Annotated in this window: 19 protein-coding genes; 4 read left to right on the forward strand and 15 right to left on the reverse strand. The window is 70.2% G+C overall.

Annotated elements, in window-relative coordinates; all coding sequences use genetic code 11:
• Nucleotides 1-30 precede the first annotated feature (30 nt).
• On the reverse strand, nt 31-2235 hold the full coding sequence (locus DS837_RS22960) for a xanthine dehydrogenase family protein molybdopterin-binding subunit (protein ID WP_149166851.1): 2205 nt from the start codon (nt 2233-2235) through the stop codon (nt 31-33).
• A 3-nt stretch (nt 2236-2238) separates the two neighbouring features.
• On the reverse strand, nt 2239-2697 hold the full coding sequence (locus DS837_RS22965; RefSeq protein ID WP_149166852.1) for a (2Fe-2S)-binding protein: 459 nt from the start codon (nt 2695-2697) through the stop codon (nt 2239-2241).
• A gap of 289 nt (nt 2698-2986) precedes the next feature.
• Here DS837_RS22965 and DS837_RS22970 point away from each other — a divergent pair, with 289 nt between their 5' ends.
• A complete protein-coding gene (locus DS837_RS22970; RefSeq protein WP_149166853.1) occupies nt 2987-3880 on the forward strand; it encodes a LysR family transcriptional regulator in 894 nt (297 codons plus the stop codon).
• A gap of 127 nt (nt 3881-4007) precedes the next feature.
• Nucleotides 4008-6392, forward strand: coding sequence for a bifunctional diguanylate cyclase/phosphodiesterase (locus DS837_RS22975; protein WP_149166854.1), 2385 nt, complete (start codon nt 4008-4010; stop codon nt 6390-6392).
• A 49-nt stretch (nt 6393-6441) separates the two neighbouring features.
• On the opposite strand, the gene DS837_RS32165 is transcribed toward DS837_RS22975, so the two are convergent.
• From DS837_RS32165 to DS837_RS23010, 8 genes are all read right to left on the reverse strand, one after another.
• Entirely contained in the window at nt 6442-6606 is a 165-nt protein-coding gene (locus tag DS837_RS32165) for a hypothetical protein (protein WP_014199676.1), read from the reverse strand.
• Between the two features lie 116 nt (nt 6607-6722).
• Nucleotides 6723-7724, reverse strand: coding sequence for a glycosyltransferase family 9 protein (locus DS837_RS22980; RefSeq protein ID WP_149166855.1), 1002 nt, complete (start codon nt 7722-7724; stop codon nt 6723-6725).
• Nucleotides 7725-7964: 240 nt separating this feature from the next.
• Nucleotides 7965-8492: a flagellar protein FlgN gene (locus DS837_RS22985; RefSeq protein WP_149166856.1), complete on the reverse strand. Its 528-nt coding sequence runs from the start codon at nt 8490-8492 to the stop codon at nt 7965-7967.
• The gene (locus DS837_RS22990; protein WP_149166857.1) at nt 8489-8794 is read right to left on the reverse strand and encodes a rod-binding protein; all 306 of its coding nucleotides are present in this window, start codon (nt 8792-8794) and stop codon (nt 8489-8491) included. Before DS837_RS22990 ends, DS837_RS22985 begins: the two co-directional genes overlap by 4 nt.
• Before the next feature lie 24 nt (nt 8795-8818).
• Complete coding sequence (locus DS837_RS22995; RefSeq protein ID WP_247890086.1) at nt 8819-9970, reverse strand: flagellar basal body P-ring protein FlgI; 1152 nt, start codon at nt 9968-9970, stop codon at nt 8819-8821.
• 40 nt (nt 9971-10010) lie between these two features.
• Entirely contained in the window at nt 10011-11075 is a 1065-nt protein-coding gene (locus DS837_RS23000) for a flagellin (protein ID WP_149166859.1), read from the reverse strand.
• A gap of 4 nt (nt 11076-11079) precedes the next feature.
• Entirely contained in the window at nt 11080-12477 is a 1398-nt protein-coding gene (flgK, locus tag DS837_RS23005; RefSeq protein WP_149166860.1) for a flagellar hook-associated protein FlgK, read from the reverse strand.
• A 25-nt stretch (nt 12478-12502) separates the two neighbouring features.
• The gene (locus tag DS837_RS23010) at nt 12503-13735 is read right to left on the reverse strand and encodes a flagellar hook protein FlgE (protein ID WP_149166861.1); all 1233 of its coding nucleotides are present in this window, start codon (nt 13733-13735) and stop codon (nt 12503-12505) included.
• Between the two features lie 311 nt (nt 13736-14046).
• On the opposite strand from DS837_RS23010, the gene DS837_RS23015 reads away from it, so the two are divergent.
• Complete coding sequence (locus DS837_RS23015; RefSeq protein WP_149166862.1) at nt 14047-14655, forward strand: cold-shock protein; 609 nt, start codon at nt 14047-14049, stop codon at nt 14653-14655.
• A gap of 75 nt (nt 14656-14730) precedes the next feature.
• Here the strand turns inward: DS837_RS23015 and DS837_RS23020 are convergent, their stop codons facing one another.
• Together DS837_RS23020 and DS837_RS23025 are read right to left on the reverse strand one after the other, a co-directional pair.
• Nucleotides 14731-15054, reverse strand: coding sequence for a hypothetical protein (locus DS837_RS23020; RefSeq protein ID WP_149166863.1), 324 nt, complete (start codon nt 15052-15054; stop codon nt 14731-14733).
• 129 nt (nt 15055-15183) lie between these two features.
• Nucleotides 15184-16227, reverse strand: coding sequence for a hypothetical protein (locus tag DS837_RS23025; RefSeq protein WP_149166864.1), 1044 nt, complete (start codon nt 16225-16227; stop codon nt 15184-15186).
• A 192-nt stretch (nt 16228-16419) separates the two neighbouring features.
• Between DS837_RS23025 and DS837_RS23030 the strand changes: the two genes are divergently transcribed.
• Nucleotides 16420-16623: a hypothetical protein gene (locus DS837_RS23030; protein ID WP_014199687.1), complete on the forward strand. Its 204-nt coding sequence runs from the start codon at nt 16420-16422 to the stop codon at nt 16621-16623.
• Nucleotides 16624-16671: 48 nt separating this feature from the next.
• On the opposite strand, the gene DS837_RS23035 is transcribed toward DS837_RS23030, so the two are convergent.
• The 3 genes from DS837_RS23035 to DS837_RS23045 form a co-directional block, all read right to left on the reverse strand.
• Nucleotides 16672-18870 (reverse strand): methyl-accepting chemotaxis protein, encoded by a 2199-nt coding sequence (locus tag DS837_RS23035; RefSeq protein ID WP_149166865.1) that lies wholly within the window; start codon nt 18868-18870, stop codon nt 16672-16674.
• 83 nt (nt 18871-18953) lie between these two features.
• A complete protein-coding gene (locus DS837_RS23040) occupies nt 18954-19631 on the reverse strand; it encodes a TerC family protein (protein ID WP_149166866.1) in 678 nt (225 codons plus the stop codon).
• Between the two features lie 78 nt (nt 19632-19709).
• The coding region (locus tag DS837_RS23045; RefSeq protein ID WP_149166867.1) for a TRAP transporter large permease subunit at nt 19710-19948 on the reverse strand (239 nt) is incomplete at its 5' end.

Here is a 19948-nt window from a genome sequence, read left to right on the forward strand (position 1 = left end):
AGAGGGGCATTTTGCAGGGGTGACAAAGGTTTACACCATGCCGGAGCGGGTGAAGGGCAGGTGGTGCAGCCGCTTGCCGGTGGCGGCGAAGACCGCGTTGGCGACCGCCGGGGCGGCGGTCGGCACGCCGGGTTCGCCGACGCCGGTCGGACGGGCGGTGGAGGGGAGGATGTGCACCTCGATCGGCGGCATCTCCGAGTTGCGAAGCGGCTGGTAGCCGTCGAAGTTGCTCTGGTCCACCACACCGCCGGTCAGCGTGATCTCGTCGCGCAGCGCGTGGCCGATGGCCCAGCCGGTGCCGCCGGAGACCTGGGCCTCGACGATGTTGGGGTTCACGACCTGCCCGCAATCCACCGCGCAGACCACGCGGTCGATGGTCACGCGGCCCTGCTCGTCCACGGAAACCTCCGCGACGTGGGCGACGAAGCTGCTGAAGCTTTCATGCACGGCGATGCCGCGGCCCTTGCCCTTGGGCAGCGGCTGGCCCCAGCCGGCCTTCTCGGCCGCCAGCTTCAGCACGCCCTGGAGGCGCGGGTGATCCTTCAGCATCTCCAGCCGGAAGGCCACCGGGTCCTTGCCCGCCGCCGCGGCCAGCTCGTCGATCATCACCTCCTTGGCGTAGGCGGTGTGGGTGTGGCCGACCGAGCGCCACCACAGGGTGGTGACCGGGGACTTCGGCGAGTGCAGATCGACATGCAGGTTCGGCACGGCGTAGGCCATGTCCGAGGCGCCCTCGACCGAGGTCGCGTCGATGCCGTTCTTGACCATCACGGCTTCGAACGGGGTGCCTTCCATGAAGCTCTGCCCGACGATGCTCTGCCGCCACGCCACCAGCTTGCCCCCGGCGTCCAGCCCGGCCTTCACCTTGTGCAGGAACAGCGGGCGGTAGCGGCCGCCGCGGATGTCGTCCTCGCGCGTCCACACCAGATGGACCGGCGCCTTGCCGCCATAGGCCTTGGCTATGGTCACCGCCTCCGCGATGTAGTCGGCGTCGGTCGTGGCGCGGCGCCCGAAGCTGCCGCCCGCCCAGACGGTGTTGATGACCACCTGCTCCGGCTTGCAGCCGAGGATGCCGGCGGCGACCTTCTGCTCGACCCCCTGGAACTGCGAGCCGGCCCAGATGGTGCAGCCGCCGTCGGCCGTCAGCTCCACGGTCGCGTTCAGCGGCTCCATCGGGGCGTGAGCGAGGTAGGGGAAGACGAACTCCGCCTCCACCACTTTGGCGGCGCCGGCCAGCGCCTTCGCCGTGTCGCCGGTATCGGTGGCCACGTTGCCCGGCTGGTCGGCCAGCTTGCGGTAGTCGGCGAGCATCTCTTCGGTGCCGCGCATCTCCGCCTTGGCGTCGTCCCACTCCACGGTCAGCGCCTCGCGGCCCTTCATGGCGGCCCAGGTGTTCTTGGCGACGACCGCGACGCCCCTCGGCAGGGTCAGCACCTCCAGGACGCCCGGCACCTGCTTGGCCGCGGCGGCGTCCACCGACTTCACCGTGCCGCCGAAGCGGGGGGAGCGGGCCAGCACCGCCGTCACCTGGCCGGGGCGGCGGATGTCCATGGCGAAGATCGCCGTGCCGTCGGTCTTGGACACATGGTCCAGCCGGTGCAGCGACGGGTTGCCGATGAGCGTGTAGTCCTTGGCGTCCTTCAGCGCGACGGTCTGCGGGACGGGCAGCTTCGCCGCGTCCTCCGCCAGCTCGCCGAAGCGGGCGCTGCGGTTGGAGGCGGCGTGGCGGACGACGCCCTTTTCCACCGTGACGGACGAGGCCGGGACCGACCAGCGCGCCGCAGCGGTGGCGACCAGCATGGCGCGGGCGGCGGCGCCGGCCATGCGCAGCTCGTCCCAGCTGTTGGCGACGGCGGTGGAGCCGCCGGTGCCCTGGATGCCGAAGAAGTGGTTGGCGTAGAGCGCGCCGTCCGCCGGGGCGAAGGCGCCGCGCATCTGCGCCCAATCGGCGTCAAGCTCCTCCGCGACGATGGTGGTCAGGCCGGTCATGATGCCCTGGCCCTTGTCCAGATGCTTGACCAGCACGGTGACCGTGTCGTCGGCGGCGATGCGGATGAAGGCCTGCGGGCGCGGGTCCGCCGGGCCGACGACCTTGGGGGCGGCAGCCTCGCTGGCAAAGCCGCTCCGGGGCAGCATGGCGCCCAGAACCAGGGCGCCGCCGGCCCCCTTGAGGAAGCCGCGGCGCGAGGGGGAGGCGACGTCCGCCGCCGCCTGCTTGATGAGCTGGTTCAACATGGCTCAGGCCCCCATCGCCTTGGCGGCGTCCTTGATGGCCGCACGGATGCGCGGATAGGTGGCGCAGCGGCAGACGTTGCCGTCCATCGCCGCGTCGATGTCGTCGTCCGTGGGGTTGCGGTTGTCGGTCAGCAGCGCCACGGCGCTCATGATCTGGCCGGACTGGCAGTAGCCGCACTGCACCACGTCCAGCTTCTGCCAGGAGGCCTGGACGGCCTGGGCGACCGTGCCGGACACGCCTTCGATCGTGGTGATCCTGGTGCCTGCGGCGGACTCCGCCGGGGTCTGGCAGGCACGGACCGGCGTGCCGTCCATGTGGACGGTGCAGGCGCCGCACTGGGCGATGCCGCAGCCGAACTTCGTGCCGGTCAGGTTCAGCTCGTCCCGCAGGACCCACAGAAGCGGCATGTCGCCGGGCACGTCGACGTCCCGGTCCTGCCCGTTGATGTTCAAACGAATCATCGGATGATCCCTGTCTCTCGACTCTGCCTGTCGGGTATTATGGTGCGGGCCTTCGGCGGGCTTTCTTGCGTGAATCCCAGCTTCGAAAAGACCGTGTGCAGTGTGGTCCCGTTCGGTGGGTGCGGCAAACATCCCAGTGTGGGAGTCGGTCTTCCGCGGAAGCGCCCGCCCTATCCGTTCGTTCGGCCCGCCCGTTCGATCCGCAAGCGTAACCACGAGCATCCTAACCGCTTCGCCGCGAGCCGAATAGCCGGTACAATCCGCTTGGGCTTATGAATGTGGTGCATGAATGAACCGGAACGACCTCGGCGATCTGGCGGCCTTCGCCGTCGTGGCGGAGGAGGGGAGCTTCACGCGGGCGGCGGCCCGGCTGGGCATGTCCCAATCCGCGCTCAGCCACGCCATGAAGGCGCTGGAGGACCGGCTGGGCCTGCGCCTGCTGGCCCGGACGACCCGCAGCGTGTCCACGACGGAGGCCGGGCAGCGGCTGCTCCGCACGCTGCGGCCGGCGCTGGACGACATCGCCGCCGGGCTGGCGGCGGTGGGGGAACTGCGCGAGAAGCCCGCCGGCACACTGCGCATCACCACCGGCAAGCACGCCGCCGTCCGGGTGCTGTGGCCCGTGCTGTCGCGCTTCCTCGCCGACTATCCGGAGGTGCAGGTGGAACTGTCCATCGACAGCAGCCTGACCGACATCGTGGCCAGCCGCTTCGACGCCGGGGTCCGGCTGGGCGAGCAGGTCGAGAAGGACATGATCGCGGTGCGCATCGGCCCGGACATCCGGGCGGCCATCGTCGGCGCGCCCGCCTACTTCGCCCAGCGTCCGGTGCCCTGCGCCCCGCAGGATCTGGCCGGGCACGACTGCATCAACTACCGCTTCACCTCGTCGGGCGCCGTCTATGTCTGGGAGTTCGAGGAGGACGGCCATCCGGTGAACGTCCGGGTGACCGGATCGCTGGTCTCCAACGACATGGACGTCATCATGGCCGCCGTCCTGGACGGACGGGGGCTGGCCTACATTTTCGAGGACGAGGTGGCGGAGCACATCGCCGCCGGGCGGCTGGTCCGCGTGCTGGACGACTGGTGCAAGCCCTTCCCCGGCTATTACCTCTACTACCCCAGCCGCCGGCAAATTCCGCCGGCCCTGGCCGCCCTGGTCGATGCGCTCCGCTACCGACTGTAGCGTCCGCGCAACTTGCGCATGCTGATTCCGCGCTCCGTACGGATCCGAAAAAGGATTATTAACGTACCAAAAGATTAAGGTAATCGGAGGAAGCGGCGCCGAGCCGCCGGAACGGGATGAACGCTGGATGATGCGTGTGTATGCCTGCATAACCCAGCAGCACGATCTGTGGCTCGTGCTGCTGGCGGGGGCGGTCTGTGGATTCGGTGCCTGGGTGTCCCTGAACCTCGCCCGCCGCGCGGCGGCGGCGGTGGGACGGGCGCGCTGGGGCTGGCTGGCCGGTGCCGCGACGGCGACTGGTGGCGGCGTGTGGGCGACCCATTTCATCGCCATGCTGGCCTTCCGGACCAGCCTGCCCATGGGCTACGACGTCGGCCTGACGGTCCTGTCGAGCCTGATCGCCATCGGCGGCGCCGCGGTGGGCATCCGCCGCGCCATCGGCGGCGGGCGGCTGGCCGCCCCGCTGGGCGGCGCCATCGCCGGGGCAGCGGCGACGGCCATGCATTTCACCGGCATGGCGGCGCTCCAGGTTCCGGCCAACCTGCATTACGACCCGGCTTACGTCGCGGTGTCGCTGGGCCTGGGCGTGCTGCTCAGCGGGGCCGGTTTCACCGCCGCCCTGCGGATCGGATCGCTGAAGGGGCTGGCGACCGGCGCGGCCCTGCTGGCGCTGGGCATCTGTGGGCTGCATTTCACCGGCATGGCCGGCGTCACGCTGGTCCCCGACCCACTGCACGACATGTCCGACCAAATCATGGAGCCGGGCCTGCTGGCGATCGCCATCGCGGTGACGGCCACGGTGGTGATGGCGCTGGGCCTCGCCGGGGCCATCGTCGACCAGCGTCTGGCCGCGCGCTCGGCGCACGAGGCGGCCCGTCTGCGCGCCAGCGAGGAGCGGTTCCGCCAGCTCGCCGACGCCACCACGGAAGGCATCGTGATCCATCGCGACGGCGTGATCCTCGACGTCAACCGCGCCATGGCGGAACTGCTGGGCAAACCGCCGGCCCAGTTCATCGGCCAATCCATGCTGCGCTTCGTGGTGCAGAACCGCCGCTCCGACATCGAACGCAAGCTGGCCCATCCGACCTCCGAGCGGGTCGAACTGGACCTGCTGCACGACGACGGCACCCTGGTCATGGTCGAGGCGCACGGACAGGACATCACGCACGAGGGCCGGCCCGCCCGCGTCGTCGCCGTCCGCGACATCCGTGAGCGCAAGCGGGCGGAAGAGCGCATCCGCCACATGGCGCACCACGACCTGCTGACCGGCCTGCCGAACCGCTCCCTGTTCCTCGACCGGCTGAACGGCGCGCTGGCCAGCGCGGGGCGGGCGCGGACCGGGGTGGCGGTGCTCTATCTGGATCTCGACCGCTTCAAGGCGGTGAACGACCTTCTGGGCCACCCGGCGGGCGACCGGCTTCTGCAGGAGATGGCGCGCCGCATGCTGGAGGCCGTGCCCAGCCACGACACGGTGGCGCGGCTGAGCGGCGACGAGTTCGCCGTTCTGCACCGCATCGCCCAGCCGGGCGAGGCGCTGGCCCTGGCCGACCGTCTGGTCAAGGCGCTGGGTGCTCCGGCCGAGCTGGACGGCCAGCGGATGGTGGTCGGGACGAGCATCGGCATCGCCCTGTTCCCGCAGGACGGCGCCGGGGCGGAAGCGCTGCTCCAGCACGCCGACACCGCCCTCTACCGTGCCAAGTCGGAAGGGCGGGGCACTTTCCGCTTCTTCGAGGCGGCGATGGACGAGCGGCTGCAGGCCCGCCGCGGCCTGGAGCGCGACCTGCGCCAGGCGCTGAACGACGGCGCGCTCAGCGTCCATTACCAGCCGCTGGAGGATTGCCGGACGCACCGTGTCCTGGGGTTCGAGGCGCTGGTGCGCTGGAAGCACCCGGAACGCGGCATGATCCCGCCGGCGGAATTCGTGCCGCTGGCCGAGGAGAGCGGGCTGGTCATGCAACTCGGCGAGTTCGTGCTGCGCACCGCCTGCCGGGACTCCCGGGCTTGGCCCGATCCGGTCAAGGTGGCGGTGAACCTGTCGCCGGTCCAGTTCCGCCATTCCGACCTGCCGGCCACCATCCTCGGCATCCTGGAGGAGGAAGGGATGCCGCCGCACCGGCTGGAGATCGAGGTGACCGAGGGGGTGATGATCGACGACACCGAACGCGCCCTGGCGGCGCTGACCACCCTGAAGGCCGCCGGGGTGCGCATCGCCCTGGACGATTTCGGCACCGGCTATTCCAGCCTCAGCTACCTGCAGAAATTCACCTTCGACAAGCTGAAGATCGACCGCTCCTTCGTCCAGCTGATGGCGGAGAACCGCGAGTCCCTGTCGATCATCCGCACCATCCTGGCGCTCGCGAAGAGCCTGGACATCGCCGTCACGGCGGAAGGCGTGGAGACGGAGGAGCAGCGGACCCTGCTGAAGAACGAGTCCTGCAACCAGCTCCAGGGCTATCTGATCGGGCGCCCGGTCCCGGCGTCCGAACTGGCGCGCTTCTACGAGCCGGCGTGAGGCGCCACTCCAGGCGCCATTCCGGACGTTTTTCGCGGCGTGGCGCGGGTCAACGGATCTCGATGAGGTCCGTCAACTCGCGCACGACCAGTTCCAGACTGTCGGCCACGGCCTCGCACGACACCCGCTCCTCCGGGGTGGTGAAGTCGGCGGAGCGCAGGGTGGCGATCTGCTCCTTCAGCCGGCCGATGTAGGCGATCAGCTTTTCTTCCATGCCCGGACCCCGTGGTGCGAGAGGCTTCCCGCAACCATAACAGGCGAGCGGGGGCTTTGGCGCTGGAATTCTCCGCCCGACGGATTGTGGGGCTGCGCCGCCATCAGGCGAGCGCTTCACGAGCGGACCAGCGCCTCGACCTCCCGGATCGCAGCGTCGGTGGGAATGCGTTCCATCTCGCGACCGCCGAAGGCGGCGGCGGTCAGCACCGCGCCCCGCGTCACCTTGGGGCGCAGCTTCTCCGCGATGGTCGGGCCGTAGAGGGTCAGCAGCGGCACGTCGGCAAGGCCGAACAGGTGGCTGGTCCCGCTGTCGTTGGCGACCGCCGCAGCACAGCGCCGGGTCAGCGCGATGGTGCGCACCGGGGCATAGCGCGGCTCCGCCAATTCGGCGTCCTGGAGCGGGAACAGCGCCTGCGGCACGGCGGCGCGCAGTTCGGGCAGCCAATCCAGCTCCGCCGGACCGAGGATGAAGACGGGCACCCGCCCATCGGCGACCTGGGCGCGGGCGAGCTCCACGAAGCGGTCCAGCGGCCAGCATTTCACCCGCTTGCCCGCCCCCGGGGCGATGGCGACGTAGCCCGGCCCGTCGGGCAGGACGGCGCGCGCCTCGGCCTCGGCCTCGGCCGGAATGGGCACCGCCATGTCCAGCGGCGGGCGTCGCCCGCCGGCCACCTCCAGCAGGTCGAACAGGCGGTCCAGCACATGCCGCGGCTCCTTGTAGCCGGGAGGCGGGCGGCGGTCGGACAGACGGTAGCCGGCGCAGGCCGAAACGAACAGGTCGTGCTTCAGCCGCCGCGCCAGCAGCGTCCGCCAGGGCAGCGCCTGGGTGTCCAGCACCAGGGAGAAGCGGTCGCGGATGGGCATGGGCTTCAGCAGGCCGAGCGGGCTGCGCCCGATTCCGGTGTCGGCGCGGAACTCGTCGATCAGCCCGTCCATCATCGGGCGCAGCGTGGTCGCCAGATGGGTGCCTTCGGTGGTGATCCAGGTGATCCGGTGGTCCGGGAACAGCCCCCGCAGGGCGCGCACGAAGGGAATCTTGATGAGCGCGTCGCCGATCAGCTCGCCGTGGGTGAAGACGGCGAGCGACGGGGGTCCGGCGCGGTCGGTTGCGGGCATGCGGAAGCCTCGGGAGAATGCGGCCAAGCGGACGGCGGACTATAGCGGCCCGCATCCGGCGGCGGAACCCTCCGCAAGGCGCTTTCAACCCCTCTCCCGCCCCGGGAGAGGGAAGGGGCCCACGCGCAAGCGTGGGAAGGGTGAGGGTGCTGCCGAGAATCGGCCCCTTGATCCTTGGGCGACCCTCACCCGGCGCCTTCGGCGCCCCCCTCTCCCGGGGCGGGAGAGGGAAGCTCTGACCTACAGCTCCGCGTTCAGACCCGACGCCGACAGCTCGACCGGGCGCACCGCGTGGCCGGAGGGGGCGTAGAGGCCGTCGCTGGCCGCCTTCTCCAGGGCCACCAGAAGGCTGCGGTTGATCGACAGCACGGCCTTGCGCATGGCGACCAGCCCCGCCGCGTTGTCGTTGATGGCGCGGTCCAGCCGCTCCACCCGTTCCAGGATCATCGCGCGCAGGTCGTCGTTCAGCCGCAGCGTGCCCGACTGGGCCTGGGTCATGATGCCGCCCAGACGGTCGGCCATCGCCTGCTTGCGCCGGGCGTAGACCTCCAGCCCCTCCAGCTCGCCAGCGGCGAGCGCCGCCGTCTCCTCGTCCAGCAGGACGCTGAGTTCGGCCACCGTGTCGAGGAACTCCGTCATCACCACGGCGGTCGGCCCGTCGGCCAGCGCGGGGATCTCGGGCTCCGGGGCGGCGACGGGAGCGGCGTCCGCCTCCGGCTTGGTGTCGGGGGCGAATTCGCGGATCAGGTCCTTGAAACGGCGGCTCATCCCTTGGTTCCTTCGCTCGTCTGGCCGTAGAGGCGGGCCACGTCGGCCTCGACCATGCGGCCGATGCCCAGGGTGCCGGCTTCGGCGATGGCCTTGCCGTATTCCTGGAGCATGAAGCTGCGCCACGTCCGCTCGCCCTGGCCGCCGCCGAAGGCGCTGCCGGTCTCGATGCCAGCGAACATGGATTCCAGCATCTGCCCGACCATCAGCGCCTCGAACTCCTGCCCGGCCTTTTCGGCGGTTTGGGTTTGGGGGGCGGGCTTTGCGGCTTGGGCGGTCGGGGAAAGGGGGGAGATGTCCATCGCGTCGTCGTCCGGCCGGAGGTGTCAGATGATTTCCAGGTCGGCGTGCAGGGCGCCCGCCGCCTTGATCGCCTGGAGGATGGCGACCATGTCGCGCGGCCCGACGCCAAGCGCGTTCAGCCCGTTGACGAGCTGCTGCAGGCTGACGTTGCCGCCGATGGTCACGAACTGGCGCCCGTTGCCCTCCTGCACCTGCACGTCGGTGCGCGGCACCACCACCGTTTGCCCGTCGGAGAAGGGCTGCGGCTGCGACACCTGGGGCGTCTCCACCACGCGGACGGTCAGGTTGCCCTGGGTGATGGCGACGCGGCTGATGCGCACGTCGTCGCCGATGACCACGGTGCCGCTGCGCTCGTCCACCACCACGCGGGCGATGCCGTCCGGGCGCACGGTGAGCTGCTCGATGTCGCCGATCAGCCGGGCGACCGCGCCGGTGTAGCGGGGCGGGATGCGGACGTCGACGGTGGTCGCGTCGAGCACATGGACGGCGCTGCTGCCCAGCCGCACCGCCACCGCGTCGGCGATGCGGTTGGCGGTGGTGAAGTCGGGGTTGCGCAGCGCCATGCGGACCGCGGTCGTCTCGTCCAGCGCGAATTTCAGTTCCCGTTCCACGATGGCGCCGTTGGCGATGCGGGCGCTGGTCGGCACGCCCTTGGTCACGTTGGCGGCCACCCCGCCCGCCGAGAAGCCGCTGACCGACAGCGACCCCTGGGCCACGGCGTAGGCCTGCCCGTCGGCGCCCAGCAGCGGCGTGACCAGCAGCGTGCCGCCGAGCAGGCTGGTGGCGTCGCCCAGCGCCGACACGGTGATGTCGATGGTCGTTCCCTGGCGGGCGAAGGGCGGCAGCGAGGCCGTGACCATCACCGCCGCGGCGTTGCGGGTGCGCAGCACCTCGTCGCGGGTGTTGATGCCCAGCCGCTCCAGCATGCCCTTCAGGCTCTGCTCGGTGAAGGGCGTGTTGATCAGCCGGTCGCCCGAGCCGTTCAGCCCGACCACGAGGCCGTAGCCGATGAGCTGGTTGCGGCGCACCCCGTCGAAGGTGACGAGATCCTTCACCCGCGTCTGGGCCAGCCCCTCCTCCGCCACGGCGGCGGCGGCCAGCAGGCAGGCCATGGCCAGCGCCAGGGCGCGGAAGGCGCGGCGGATCGGGCCATGCTTCGTCGGGCCGTGCGTCATCAGACCGTCTTTCATCGTCCCGTGGGGAGGTCGTGCCGCCCTACAGGTAATTGGCGAGGCTCATCCGGGCGATGCGTGCGGTGGCCGCCGCGGTCGCCTCGATCTGCACCTCGAGCTGGTTCATGCGCAGGCTGGCCTCCGCCGGATCGACGCTTTCCATCGCGTCGAGCTGGTCGTTGAGGACGCGCAGCTGCGTCGTGTTCATCGCCGCGATGTCGTCGAGCTGCGCGCGGTGGATGCCGAGCTGCGCGGTGGCGTCGCGCACCCCCTCGATGCCGCCCGACACCTTGGCGACCGCCGCCTCCATGTAGGGCTTGTAGGCGTCCAGCGGCAGCTGGCTGGTGTCGACGCTGGCCAGCATGTAGAGGCCCTGGAGCAGGTCCCGCATGGCCGGGTCGTTGCCCTGGATGCCGTAGGGGATCTCGGTCGTGCGGTCGAGCCGGGCGCTGAGGCGCGGCGCGGTCGAGGGCGCGCCCAGATAGAACCCGCCCTCGAAGCCGAGCGGCGAGGCCGACGGTGCGGCGAACAGGTCGTCCAGAGCCGCCACGGCGGCGGCGGTCTCGGCCGGGGTCTGCGGCGACGCGGTGCCCCCGGTGGCCGCGGCGATGGTGTCCTGCACGATCTGGATGGGCGAGGGCAGGCCGGACTCGTCGCCCTGCACGGCGCGCATGGGGGCGGTCTTCACCTCCACCCCGCCGAACAGGTAGCCATTGCCGGAGGAGGCGTTGAGCATGCCAACCACCTGCTCCAGCATGGCGCGGGCCCGCACCTGGAGCGAGCTGCCGGTGGGCGAGGGCTGGCCCAGCCCGACCGAGGCGGCGGCCAGAACGTCCTGCCCCGCGGACAGGATGTTGGTCAGCGCGCTGTCCATGGTGCCCAGCCGCCCCTGCAGCAGGGCGGTTGATTTCAGGGTCTGGTCGGTCTCGTCATACAGGTTGCGCAGCGCGATGGCCTGCCCGGTGCGCGCACCCAGCGCCTTGGCGACGTCGAAATGCTTGCCGCTGGCGATTTCGTCGTTGTTGCGCAGCCGCTCGAGCTGAAGCTCGGTGTTGGCGGTCTGCAGGCGTTTGCTGAGGCCGAGGGTGGAGACGGCGTTGTAGAGCATGGCGTCAGTTCCGGATCTGGAGCAGCGTGTCGAGCATCCGCCCGGCGGCCTGGAGCACCTGGGCGCTGGCGCCGTAGCTCTGCTCGATCAGCAGCAGCTTCTGCATTTCATCGTCGACGTTCACGCCGTCGCGGTTGAGACGCGCCGATTGCAGCGCGTCGGCGCTGATCTTGCGGGTCTTCATCTCGGACTCGGCGGTGGTGCGGTAGCCCTGCTGGGTGGAGACCATGCCGGTGGCGTAGTCGCCCAGCGTGGCCGAGGAGGGCAGGTCCGCCGCGGCGAAGCTGCGTGTGGCGGAGAAGGCGTTCAGGAAGCGGTCGATCTGCGTGGTGTCGCCCGACGCCAGCGGAGCGCCCGCCTGGACGCCGCTCTGCACCATCCAGGGGTTGCTTCGCACGCTGCCGTTGACGGCGATGCGCGAGGCCAGACCTTCCGTCGCGCCGTAGGCGGCGCCGGCGTCGGTGAACAGGCCGGGCTGGGTGGGGTCGGCCTCCGCCGCCTGGAACTGCTGCACGATGCCCGCCGCCAGCTCGTCGAGCTGGGCCAGCGCCCGCGGCATGTCCTGGTGGGCGGTCTGGACATAGCCCATGATGCGCCCGCTCTGGATGTCCTGCTCCGGGTTGTCGGAAATGATCTTGCCGCCGGCCACCAGATCGCCGCCGACGAGCTGCAGCGGCTGGGCGCCCACCGGCAGTTCGCGGTCGAGCAGCGTCTGGCCGTTGCGGGTCATCACCACCACCTCGCCGCTCTCGCGGGTGTGGGTGCGGATGCCGATCTCGCTCGACACCTGATCAAGCAGCCGGTCGCGCTCGTCCATCAGGTCGCCGGTCTCGGCGCCCTTGGCCTTCTGGGTGGCGATGGCGCTGTTCAGCTCCCCGATGCGGACGAGCGAGCGGTTGACCTCGTCGACCGAGGACTGGAGCCGCGTCTTGGCGTCGTTCTGCACGGTGATGGCGGCGGCGGCGGTGTCGTGCAGGCGGCGCACCAGCGATTCCGCGGAATCCACCACCGCGGTGCGCGCCGCCTCGTTGTCCGCCTGGTTGCGGAGCTGGCTGAAGGACTGCTGGAGCTTGGCCAGGGCGGTGGAGACGGATCGCTCGTCCTGCGGCTGGCCCAGCGCCGTGGCGTAGTCGGCCAGCGCCGAGGCGCGGGTCTCCTGCGCGGTGTAGCGGCTCTGCTCGAACCGGGCGTCGCGGATCAGGAACTCGTCCACGCTGCGCAGCACGCCGTCGACGCGCACGCCCTGGCCGCGCCCGCCGCTGATCGCGGTGGAGACGGCCAGATCCTTGCGGACGAAGCCCGCGGTGGTGGCGTTGGTGATGTTGTGCGAGACCAGCGCGGCTTGCTGCTGGGTCGCGCGCAGCCCGGACAGGGCGGCGCTGAGGGCCAGTTGGAGGCTCATGGCGGGCTATCCCCTTTCCCGTCCGTCAGCGCTTCAGACGGGTGGTCTCGTCCACCATCTCGTCGGCGGTGCGCACCAGCGTGGCGTTGGACGAGTAGGCGCGCTGCGTCTCGATCAGCGACACCAGCTCCTCCGCGATGTCGACGTTCGACTGCTCCAGCGCGTAGCCGGCGACCGAGCCGGCGGTGCCGCTGTTGCCGTTGCTCAGCGTCATCGTGCCGCTGTCGATGCCCAGCGTGTAGGTGTTGCCGTCCTGCGGGACCAGACCGCCGGGGTTGACCACGTCGGCGACCGGCACCTGGTAGAGCGGCTGGCGGGCGCCGTTGTCGTAGACGGCCCACAGCGTGCCCGCCTTGTCGACGTCCACCGTGCTGACGCGGCCGGCGCGGGCGCCGTCGCCCATGAACTGCGGCACGTAATCGCCGTTGAGCTGGGTCAGGTTGCCGACCGAGACGTTGACGGTGTCCGGCGTCGGGTTGGCCGGCGAGGTCAGCGTGATCTGCGGCAGGGCGCCCGCCGGCAGACCGGCGTTGGCGCCCGTGGTGTCGAAGGTGACGGTGTTGGTGGACAGCGTCGCGGTGTAGCCGGCGGGCGGCGTCACCGACAGCGTCCATTCGTTCGGGTTGGCCGTCTTCGTCCAGGTCATCGTGACGTCGAGCGGGTTGCCGAGCCCGTCGTAGAGCGAGGTCGAGGTGTCGAAGCTGGTGCCGTCCGTGGCCTGGGCCGGCAGGTTGCCGGCGAAGCTCATCTGCGATGTCTTGCTGCCGCCATAGGCCAGCCCGGCGATGGAGACGGCGCTCAGCCCGTCGAAGCTGCTGCGGTTCACCGCGGGCAGGCTGCCGTCCGGGCCCAGCTTCCAGGCCTGGAGATACTGGCCGGCGCTGTTGCGCAGGAAGCCCTGGTCGTCGGGCAGGAAACTGCCGGCGCGGGTCAGCGCGTAGCCGGGCGAGGTTCCGGTGGTGCCGGCGTTGTCGGCGACGACGAAGAAGCCGCGCCCCTCGATGGCCATGTCGGTGGCGGACTGGGTGCCCTGGATGGTCCCGTCCTTCAACACCTGATAGTGCACGTTGGAGCGCACGCCGCCCGCGGCGTAGTTGCTCGTCGCACCGGAGGAGGTCATCAGCGTCGAGAAGTCGACCGCGGCGCGCTTGTAGCCGATGGTGGCGGAGTTGCTGATGTTGTCCGAAATGGCGGCCATCCGCGAGCTTTGCGCGGACATGCCGCTCACACCGGACCGCATGGCGCTGAACAGGCTCATCGGGAGATCCTCATCCTAAATCGGTTGGGCCGGAAGCGAGCCACGGGATTCTCCGCGATGGACTTCGGAAGGGAGAGTACAGGGCGGCTTTTAAAGCGGATTTAAAGGGCGTTTCCGGACGTTTACTTAAAATTTTTCGTTCTTTTCCATGGCCCTCTTCTTTGGCGGTGCGGCGGGGCATCCCTTCCGCACGGAGGGGAGAGGAGAAACAGAAATGCGATTGCGGGGGCGTCGAACGGATGCCGCATTGCGCGGATCGACAAATCCGGTCACTGTTGGACCGGTTGTCCTCCATGCATCGAGTGTCCAGAGTGAGCGAAGAGCAAAAGCAGCAGGTTACGGCGGTCGTCAAATGGTACAAGGCCGACAAGGGCTTCGGCTTCGTCCGCTTCGCCGACGGAAGCGGTGAGGCGTTTCTGCATTCCCGGGTTCTCGCCTCGCTGGGCGAGGTGTCGCTGACCGAGGGCACCGGCCTCGTCTGCGACATCGCCGAGACCCCGAAGGGGCCGCAGGTCGTGGCCATCCATTCCATCACCCCCGCCGACCCGGCGGAGGCCAAGCCGGCCCGCGCGCCGAAGCAGCGCCGGCAGCGGCAGCCGGAGGCCGGCGATCCCCAGGCCATGCGCCCCGCCGCCCCGGCGCCCATCCGCGAGCCCAAGCCGCGGCGCGAGCGGTCGGCCCCGGCCCTGATGCCGGTGCCCACCGGTGAGATGATCTACGGCACCGTGCGCTGGTACAATCTGGACAGCCAGTCCGGCCTGATCGACCCGTGGGACGACGAGACGGGCATCGGCGTCTATTTCGACCGCGCGATCCTGCGCCAGTCCGGGCTGGAAGTGGTGGCCGACGGCGAGGACGTGCGTTTCGTCGCCGTGCCGGGCGACGGCGGCCCGACGGCGCTGCGCGTCGAACTGGTGTGAGCCAACGGAAATCAGGCGCCGCCGCGGGCTCCGCCCGGCGGCGCCCGAGTTGGACCGGGACCCCGGCTGATGCCGTCAGCGGGGGGTGAAGGACCGCGAGGGGCGGCGCTCCACGACCACCGGTGGGCGCTGGTCCATGCCGCCGGAGGGGCGGGACGGGTAGTGGCCGCGGGATTCGGAGGAGTCCATCCGCCCGGCGGCCTCGCGCACCTCGAAGATGCGGCGTTCGACCGGCAGGCTCTCCGCCAGGACGATCACGGTGTTGAGCGAGATCCGGTCGATCGCCGGCTCCAGCCGGTCGGCGCGCAGCCGGCCCGCCTGCACATGTTCCTCCACCTCGGCTTCCGAGCACTTCAGCCAGGCCGCCGCCTCGGCGATGGAGAGTGACTGGTCGCGCATCGAAGAAGCTCCAAGACTGGGGTGGGGACAGGAAACCGGGTTGCAAATAGGGGTGTACCCGATTTCCGCGCCGAACAACAGGGTGGCGAATGGGCGTCCCGTCACAAGACGCCCGGGAACCGCCTCTTTTTACTCCTTCGTGACGGTCCGGCAGCGCTGCTGGAGCAGGGTGACAGCCTGGGCGGCCTCGTCGCCTTGCAGCGTGAAAGCCCGCTCGTCCAGCAGCCGCCCGTCGGCGTTGAAGGCGCGGACGAACAGGCCATGCGCGGTGCTGGTCACCACCACGTCCACCACGGCGTCCGCCGTTTCGTCGCTTGCCACGTCGATGAAGGAGGCGAGTTCCGCCAGTTCGCCGTCGTCCGTCCAACCGGCCTCGGCGATCAGGTCCAGCAGGTCGTTCAGTCCACCGGCCGGCTCGCAGCGCTGGACGCGCGGGTCGGCGCCCTGGACGGCCGCCGTGAAGCGGGTCAGCGCCTCGCGGATGCGGGTTTCCTCCGCGGGGTCGAGTTCGGGTTCGCCGTCCTCGCCGACGCGGGCCAGACCGAGGAAATCGGGAACCGCGTCCTCGCCGGCGGCCTCGACGGCTTCCGCCTCCTCCTCGATCAGGCCGACGACGCCGACCAGCCGGGTGCCGGCGTCCGCCGGATCGGCCAGCAGGTCGGCCTCACGGACGAAGCGCAGCGCCGCGTCGGTCGAGTCCAGCATGCGCAGCAGCAGGGTGCGGCGGTCGGCGGCCTCCAGATAGACCAGAGCTTCCGGCTCCAGCCAGACCGGCAGCAGGCGCGTGTCGGCGGCGGTCTCCAGCAGGCCGGTCGAATCCAGCGCCTCTTCGATGGTCTCCACGGCGGGCGGTTGCGACAGGTCGCCGGACACCTCCACCGCCAGCCAGAAAAGGGTGGCGATCATGTCGTCGCCCTGGGAGTCGGTGCGGCGGACGGATTCGGCGATGGTTTCCACCTCGTCCAGGAACTCCGGCTGCTCCTCCTCGCGCAGCTTGTCCAGCGCGGCTTCCAGGACTGCCTGACGGCCGGCGTCCAGCGTTTCGTCGAGCAGTTCGTCGAAGCGGCGGTCGCTGTTGCGCCAATAGCGGACCAGGCGCTCCGCCGGCGTGCCCGTGAAGGTTCCGGAGGTCGGCTTGCCCGCGCCGTTCCGCCCGTTGCCTGTCTTTGCCATGCTGCCTCTCCTGACTGGTCCGCCGGCGCCATCGGGCGCGGGGGTGACGATACGGGCAGTGACCGTAGTGGCCGCGAGGCGCGCTGGCAAGCCGCCTGTCAAGCTGTTGTCTTGCGCTTTCAGGGCACTCGACAGCGGCGCCCGTCCTGCGGCAGGCTGGGCCCCACAAACAAAAGCCGGAGGGCAGGACCCGTGACGACGCGCGATGAGACCGAGGTCCTGCTGGCGGAGCTTCGCAAAGGCTTCGGCGTGGCCTCGAACAGTGAGCTTCTTCACCTGCTCGCCGCGCTGGGGCGGGTCGTGCTGGACGAATCCAGCCGCGATGAGCGCGGCCGCCGCGTGCTGAAGATCGTCGGCAAGGGCGGGCGCGAACGCCAGATCGTGATTTCGGAATAAAGGAGAAACGCCCTTCCCCGCGCACCGCCGCGGGGAAGGGCGCCTTTATCAGCTCGCGCGGACGCGCTGGAGGAAGCCGGACAGCTCGCGGTTGAGCGCGTTGGCGCCGTCGGCGAGGTCGTGGGCCTTGTCGAGGAGGGTGCGGGCGGCGGTGCCGCTGCGGTCGGCGGCGGCGTTGACGCCGGCGATGGTCTGCGTCACCTCGGTGGTGCCCAGCGCCGCCTGATGGACGTTGCGGGCGATCTCCTTGGTGGCGGCGCTCTGCTGTTCCACCGCCGCGGCGACGGTGGCGCCGATGGTGCCGACGCGGGTGACCACCTGGACGACCGCCTGGATCTCCTGCACGGCCTCGCCGGTCGCGCTCTGGATGCCCGCGGCCTGGGCGGCGATCTCGCCGGTGGCGCGGGCGGTCTGGGCGGCCAGCGCCTTCACCTCGTTGGCGACGACGGCGAAGCCCTTGCCGGCCTCCCCGGCGCGGGCCGCCTCGATGGTGGCGTTGAGCGCCAGCAGGTTGGTCTGGCTGGCGATGTCGTTGATGAGGTCGACGACGCGCCCGATGCTCTGCACGGAGTCCGCCAGGCCGCCGATCTGCCCGTTGGCGCGCTCGGCCAGCGTCATCGCCTCGCGGACGATGTTGGTGGATTCGGTGATCTGGCGGGTGATCTCCTCGATGGAGCTGGTGAGCTGTTCCGACGCGGCGGCGACCGTCTCTACGTTGGCCGAGGTCTGCTCGGTCGCGGCGGCGACGCTGGTGGCGAGGCGGTTGGTCTCCTCCGCCGTGGCCGACATGCTGCGGGCGCTTTCCTCCATTTCGGTGGATTCCGCCACGAAACGGCTGACCACGCTGCCGACGGCCCCTTCGAAGCTGCTGGCGATCTCCTCCAGGGAGCGCTTGCGGTCCTCCTCGGCGCGGCGGGCGGATTCGATCTGCTCGGCCTCCAGCCGGCGCTTGGCGAGAGCGTTCTCGCGGAAGACCTCCACCGTGCGGGCCATCGCGGAGATCTCGTCGCGGCCGCCGGACGGAACCGTCACGTCGAGGTCGCCGGCGGCGATGCGCTCCATCCCGCCCTGAAGGGTGAGCAGGCGGCGCACCACCATCCGGCGCACGAAGACCAGGACGACCAGCGCCGACAGCAGAAGGCTGACCACGCCGACCCCGATCTGAAGGAGCGTGCCGTTGGACAGGGCCTTTTCGCTCTCCTCGGCGGCGGCGGTGATGGCGCCCTCCTGCGTGTGCACGAGGTTCACGACCGCCATGGACAGCGTCTCGGACAGGCTGAGGTTGTTGGTCAGCAGGTCCCGCTGCGCCTTCAGGATCTCCAGCTCGGCCAGACGGGTGGGGATCAGCCCCTCCGGCTCGATCGAGAGGGTCTCGATCGCCTTCAGCGGTTCGGCCATCGCCTCGCGCGAGGCTTCGGGCAGCTGTCCGGAGTTGGCGGTCATGGTGGTTACGAGGATGCGCGTCTGCGCCTCGATGATCGACAGGCGGTTTTCGTCGAAGCTGGCGGCGGCTTCGGTCAGCAGGCCGCGGACGGTGGTGGCGCCGTCGTCGATGCCGCGGACGATGGCGAGCTGCTCCTCGGTCTGGAGATACTCCTCGCCGGCCTTCAGCCGCTCCTCCGCCGGGCGGGTGTCGTCCCGGAAGGCGGCACGCTGCATGTCCACGCCGCTGCCGTGGATCGACTTCCAGGGCGCCACGAGCTGGGACAGGCGCCGCGTGGCGACGACCACCTGATCCAGCAGTTCGGAGCGGCGGTCGCTCAGCCCGATCCGCTTGTCCGCCGCCTGATCGAGCAGCGTGACGTTGGCGAGCAGGGCCTGGGCGGCGCTGCTGGCGGCGGCGGTTTCGGACGCACCGCCGGCGTGGGCCGCGGCGTTGGCGCTGTTCTGCTCCAGCTCGGCCAGATCGCGCAGTTCGCGTTCGAAGTCGTGCCGCTCCATGGCGATGCGCGCCGCGAGATCCGCCTTCTCCTCCTTGCTGGTGACGGAGCGGAAGGCCGGAGCCAGCGCGTCGATACGGCCCGCGTGCTGGGCCGCCCGCAGGGCGCCGAGCGCGGACGGCACGGCCTCCGCGGTGATGACCTGCAGCGTCCGGCCGAAGCCGGCGTATCCGGTCAGCGCCACCCCGATGGCAACCAGCGTGCAGCACATCACGGCGCCGACACCGGTGAACAGGCGCCCCTGAACGCCCCCCAGCCGGCTTGGGCGCACCACCCTATCCTGGGCATTTCCTAACGATTTGGACATCTCATCTCTTCCCCAACGGCGGTCTTGCTTCTCGTTGGCGCCGCCGCACGCCGTCCGCGGCAGGCCTTATCCCTTTCTTCCCGTCAGCCGAGCCAGGCCGTGTGGGCCAGAACCTCGTTCGAGCCCCGCCAGACCATATCGAGCGCAACATAAGTGATGATCGCAAGACCGATCCAACCAATCCAGCGATGTTTGTGCAGGACACGTGCAATTATGTTCGCGGCAGCGCCCATCAGCGCCACCGAGAGCAGCAGGCCGAGCACAAGCACGGTCGGATGTTCCTTGGCAGCACCGGCCACGGCCAGCACATTGTCAAGCGACATCGACACGTCGGCCACCACGATCTGCCAGACGGCGGCGCCCACGGTCGCGGCCCCAACGGCGGCGACGGCCGTGTTGTTGTTGATGGAAGCCGTTCCGGGCAGGACATCCGGGGCGTCCAGGGCCTCCTCCGGCGTGATCTCCTCCGCCCCGCCGGAGCGCAACTCGCGGAACATCTTCCAGCAGACCCAGAGCAGAAGCACGCCGCCGGCCAGCGTCAACCCGATGATGGCGAGAAGCTGCGTGGTCATCAGCGCGAAGATGATGCGCAGGACGATGGCGGCGCTGATGCCCCACATGATGACCTTGCGTCGCTGCTCCTGGGGAACGGCGGCGGCGGCCATGCCGACGACGATGGCGTTGTCGCCGGCCAGAACGAGGTCGATGGCGACCACCTGCCCGAAAGCGACGAGTTGCGGCCAGAGTTCGGCGGTCATCATGATGCGTCTCCATTGCAGCGGGGCGCCCGGTGATTGGGGCGCCCCGCGGTATTCTTCGTGTGCGGTCGGGAGCGCCGGTCAGCGCATGAGGAGATGGGGGAGCCAGAGGGAGAAGGTGGGGACGTAGGTGACGAGGAGGAGGGTGATGAAGAGGGCGCCGTAGAAGGGGGTGATGGAGCGCATGACCTGTCCGACCGAGACCTCGCCGATGGCGCAGCCGATGAACTGGGTGGTGCCGACCGGCGGGGTGTTGAGGCCGAGCGCGCAGTTGATCAGCATGACGATGCCGAACTGCACCGGGTCCATGCCGTACTGCA

It is taken from the genome of Azospirillum brasilense (assembly GCF_008365405.1).
GTDB lineage: Bacteria > Pseudomonadota > Alphaproteobacteria > Azospirillales > Azospirillaceae > Azospirillum > Azospirillum brasilense_D.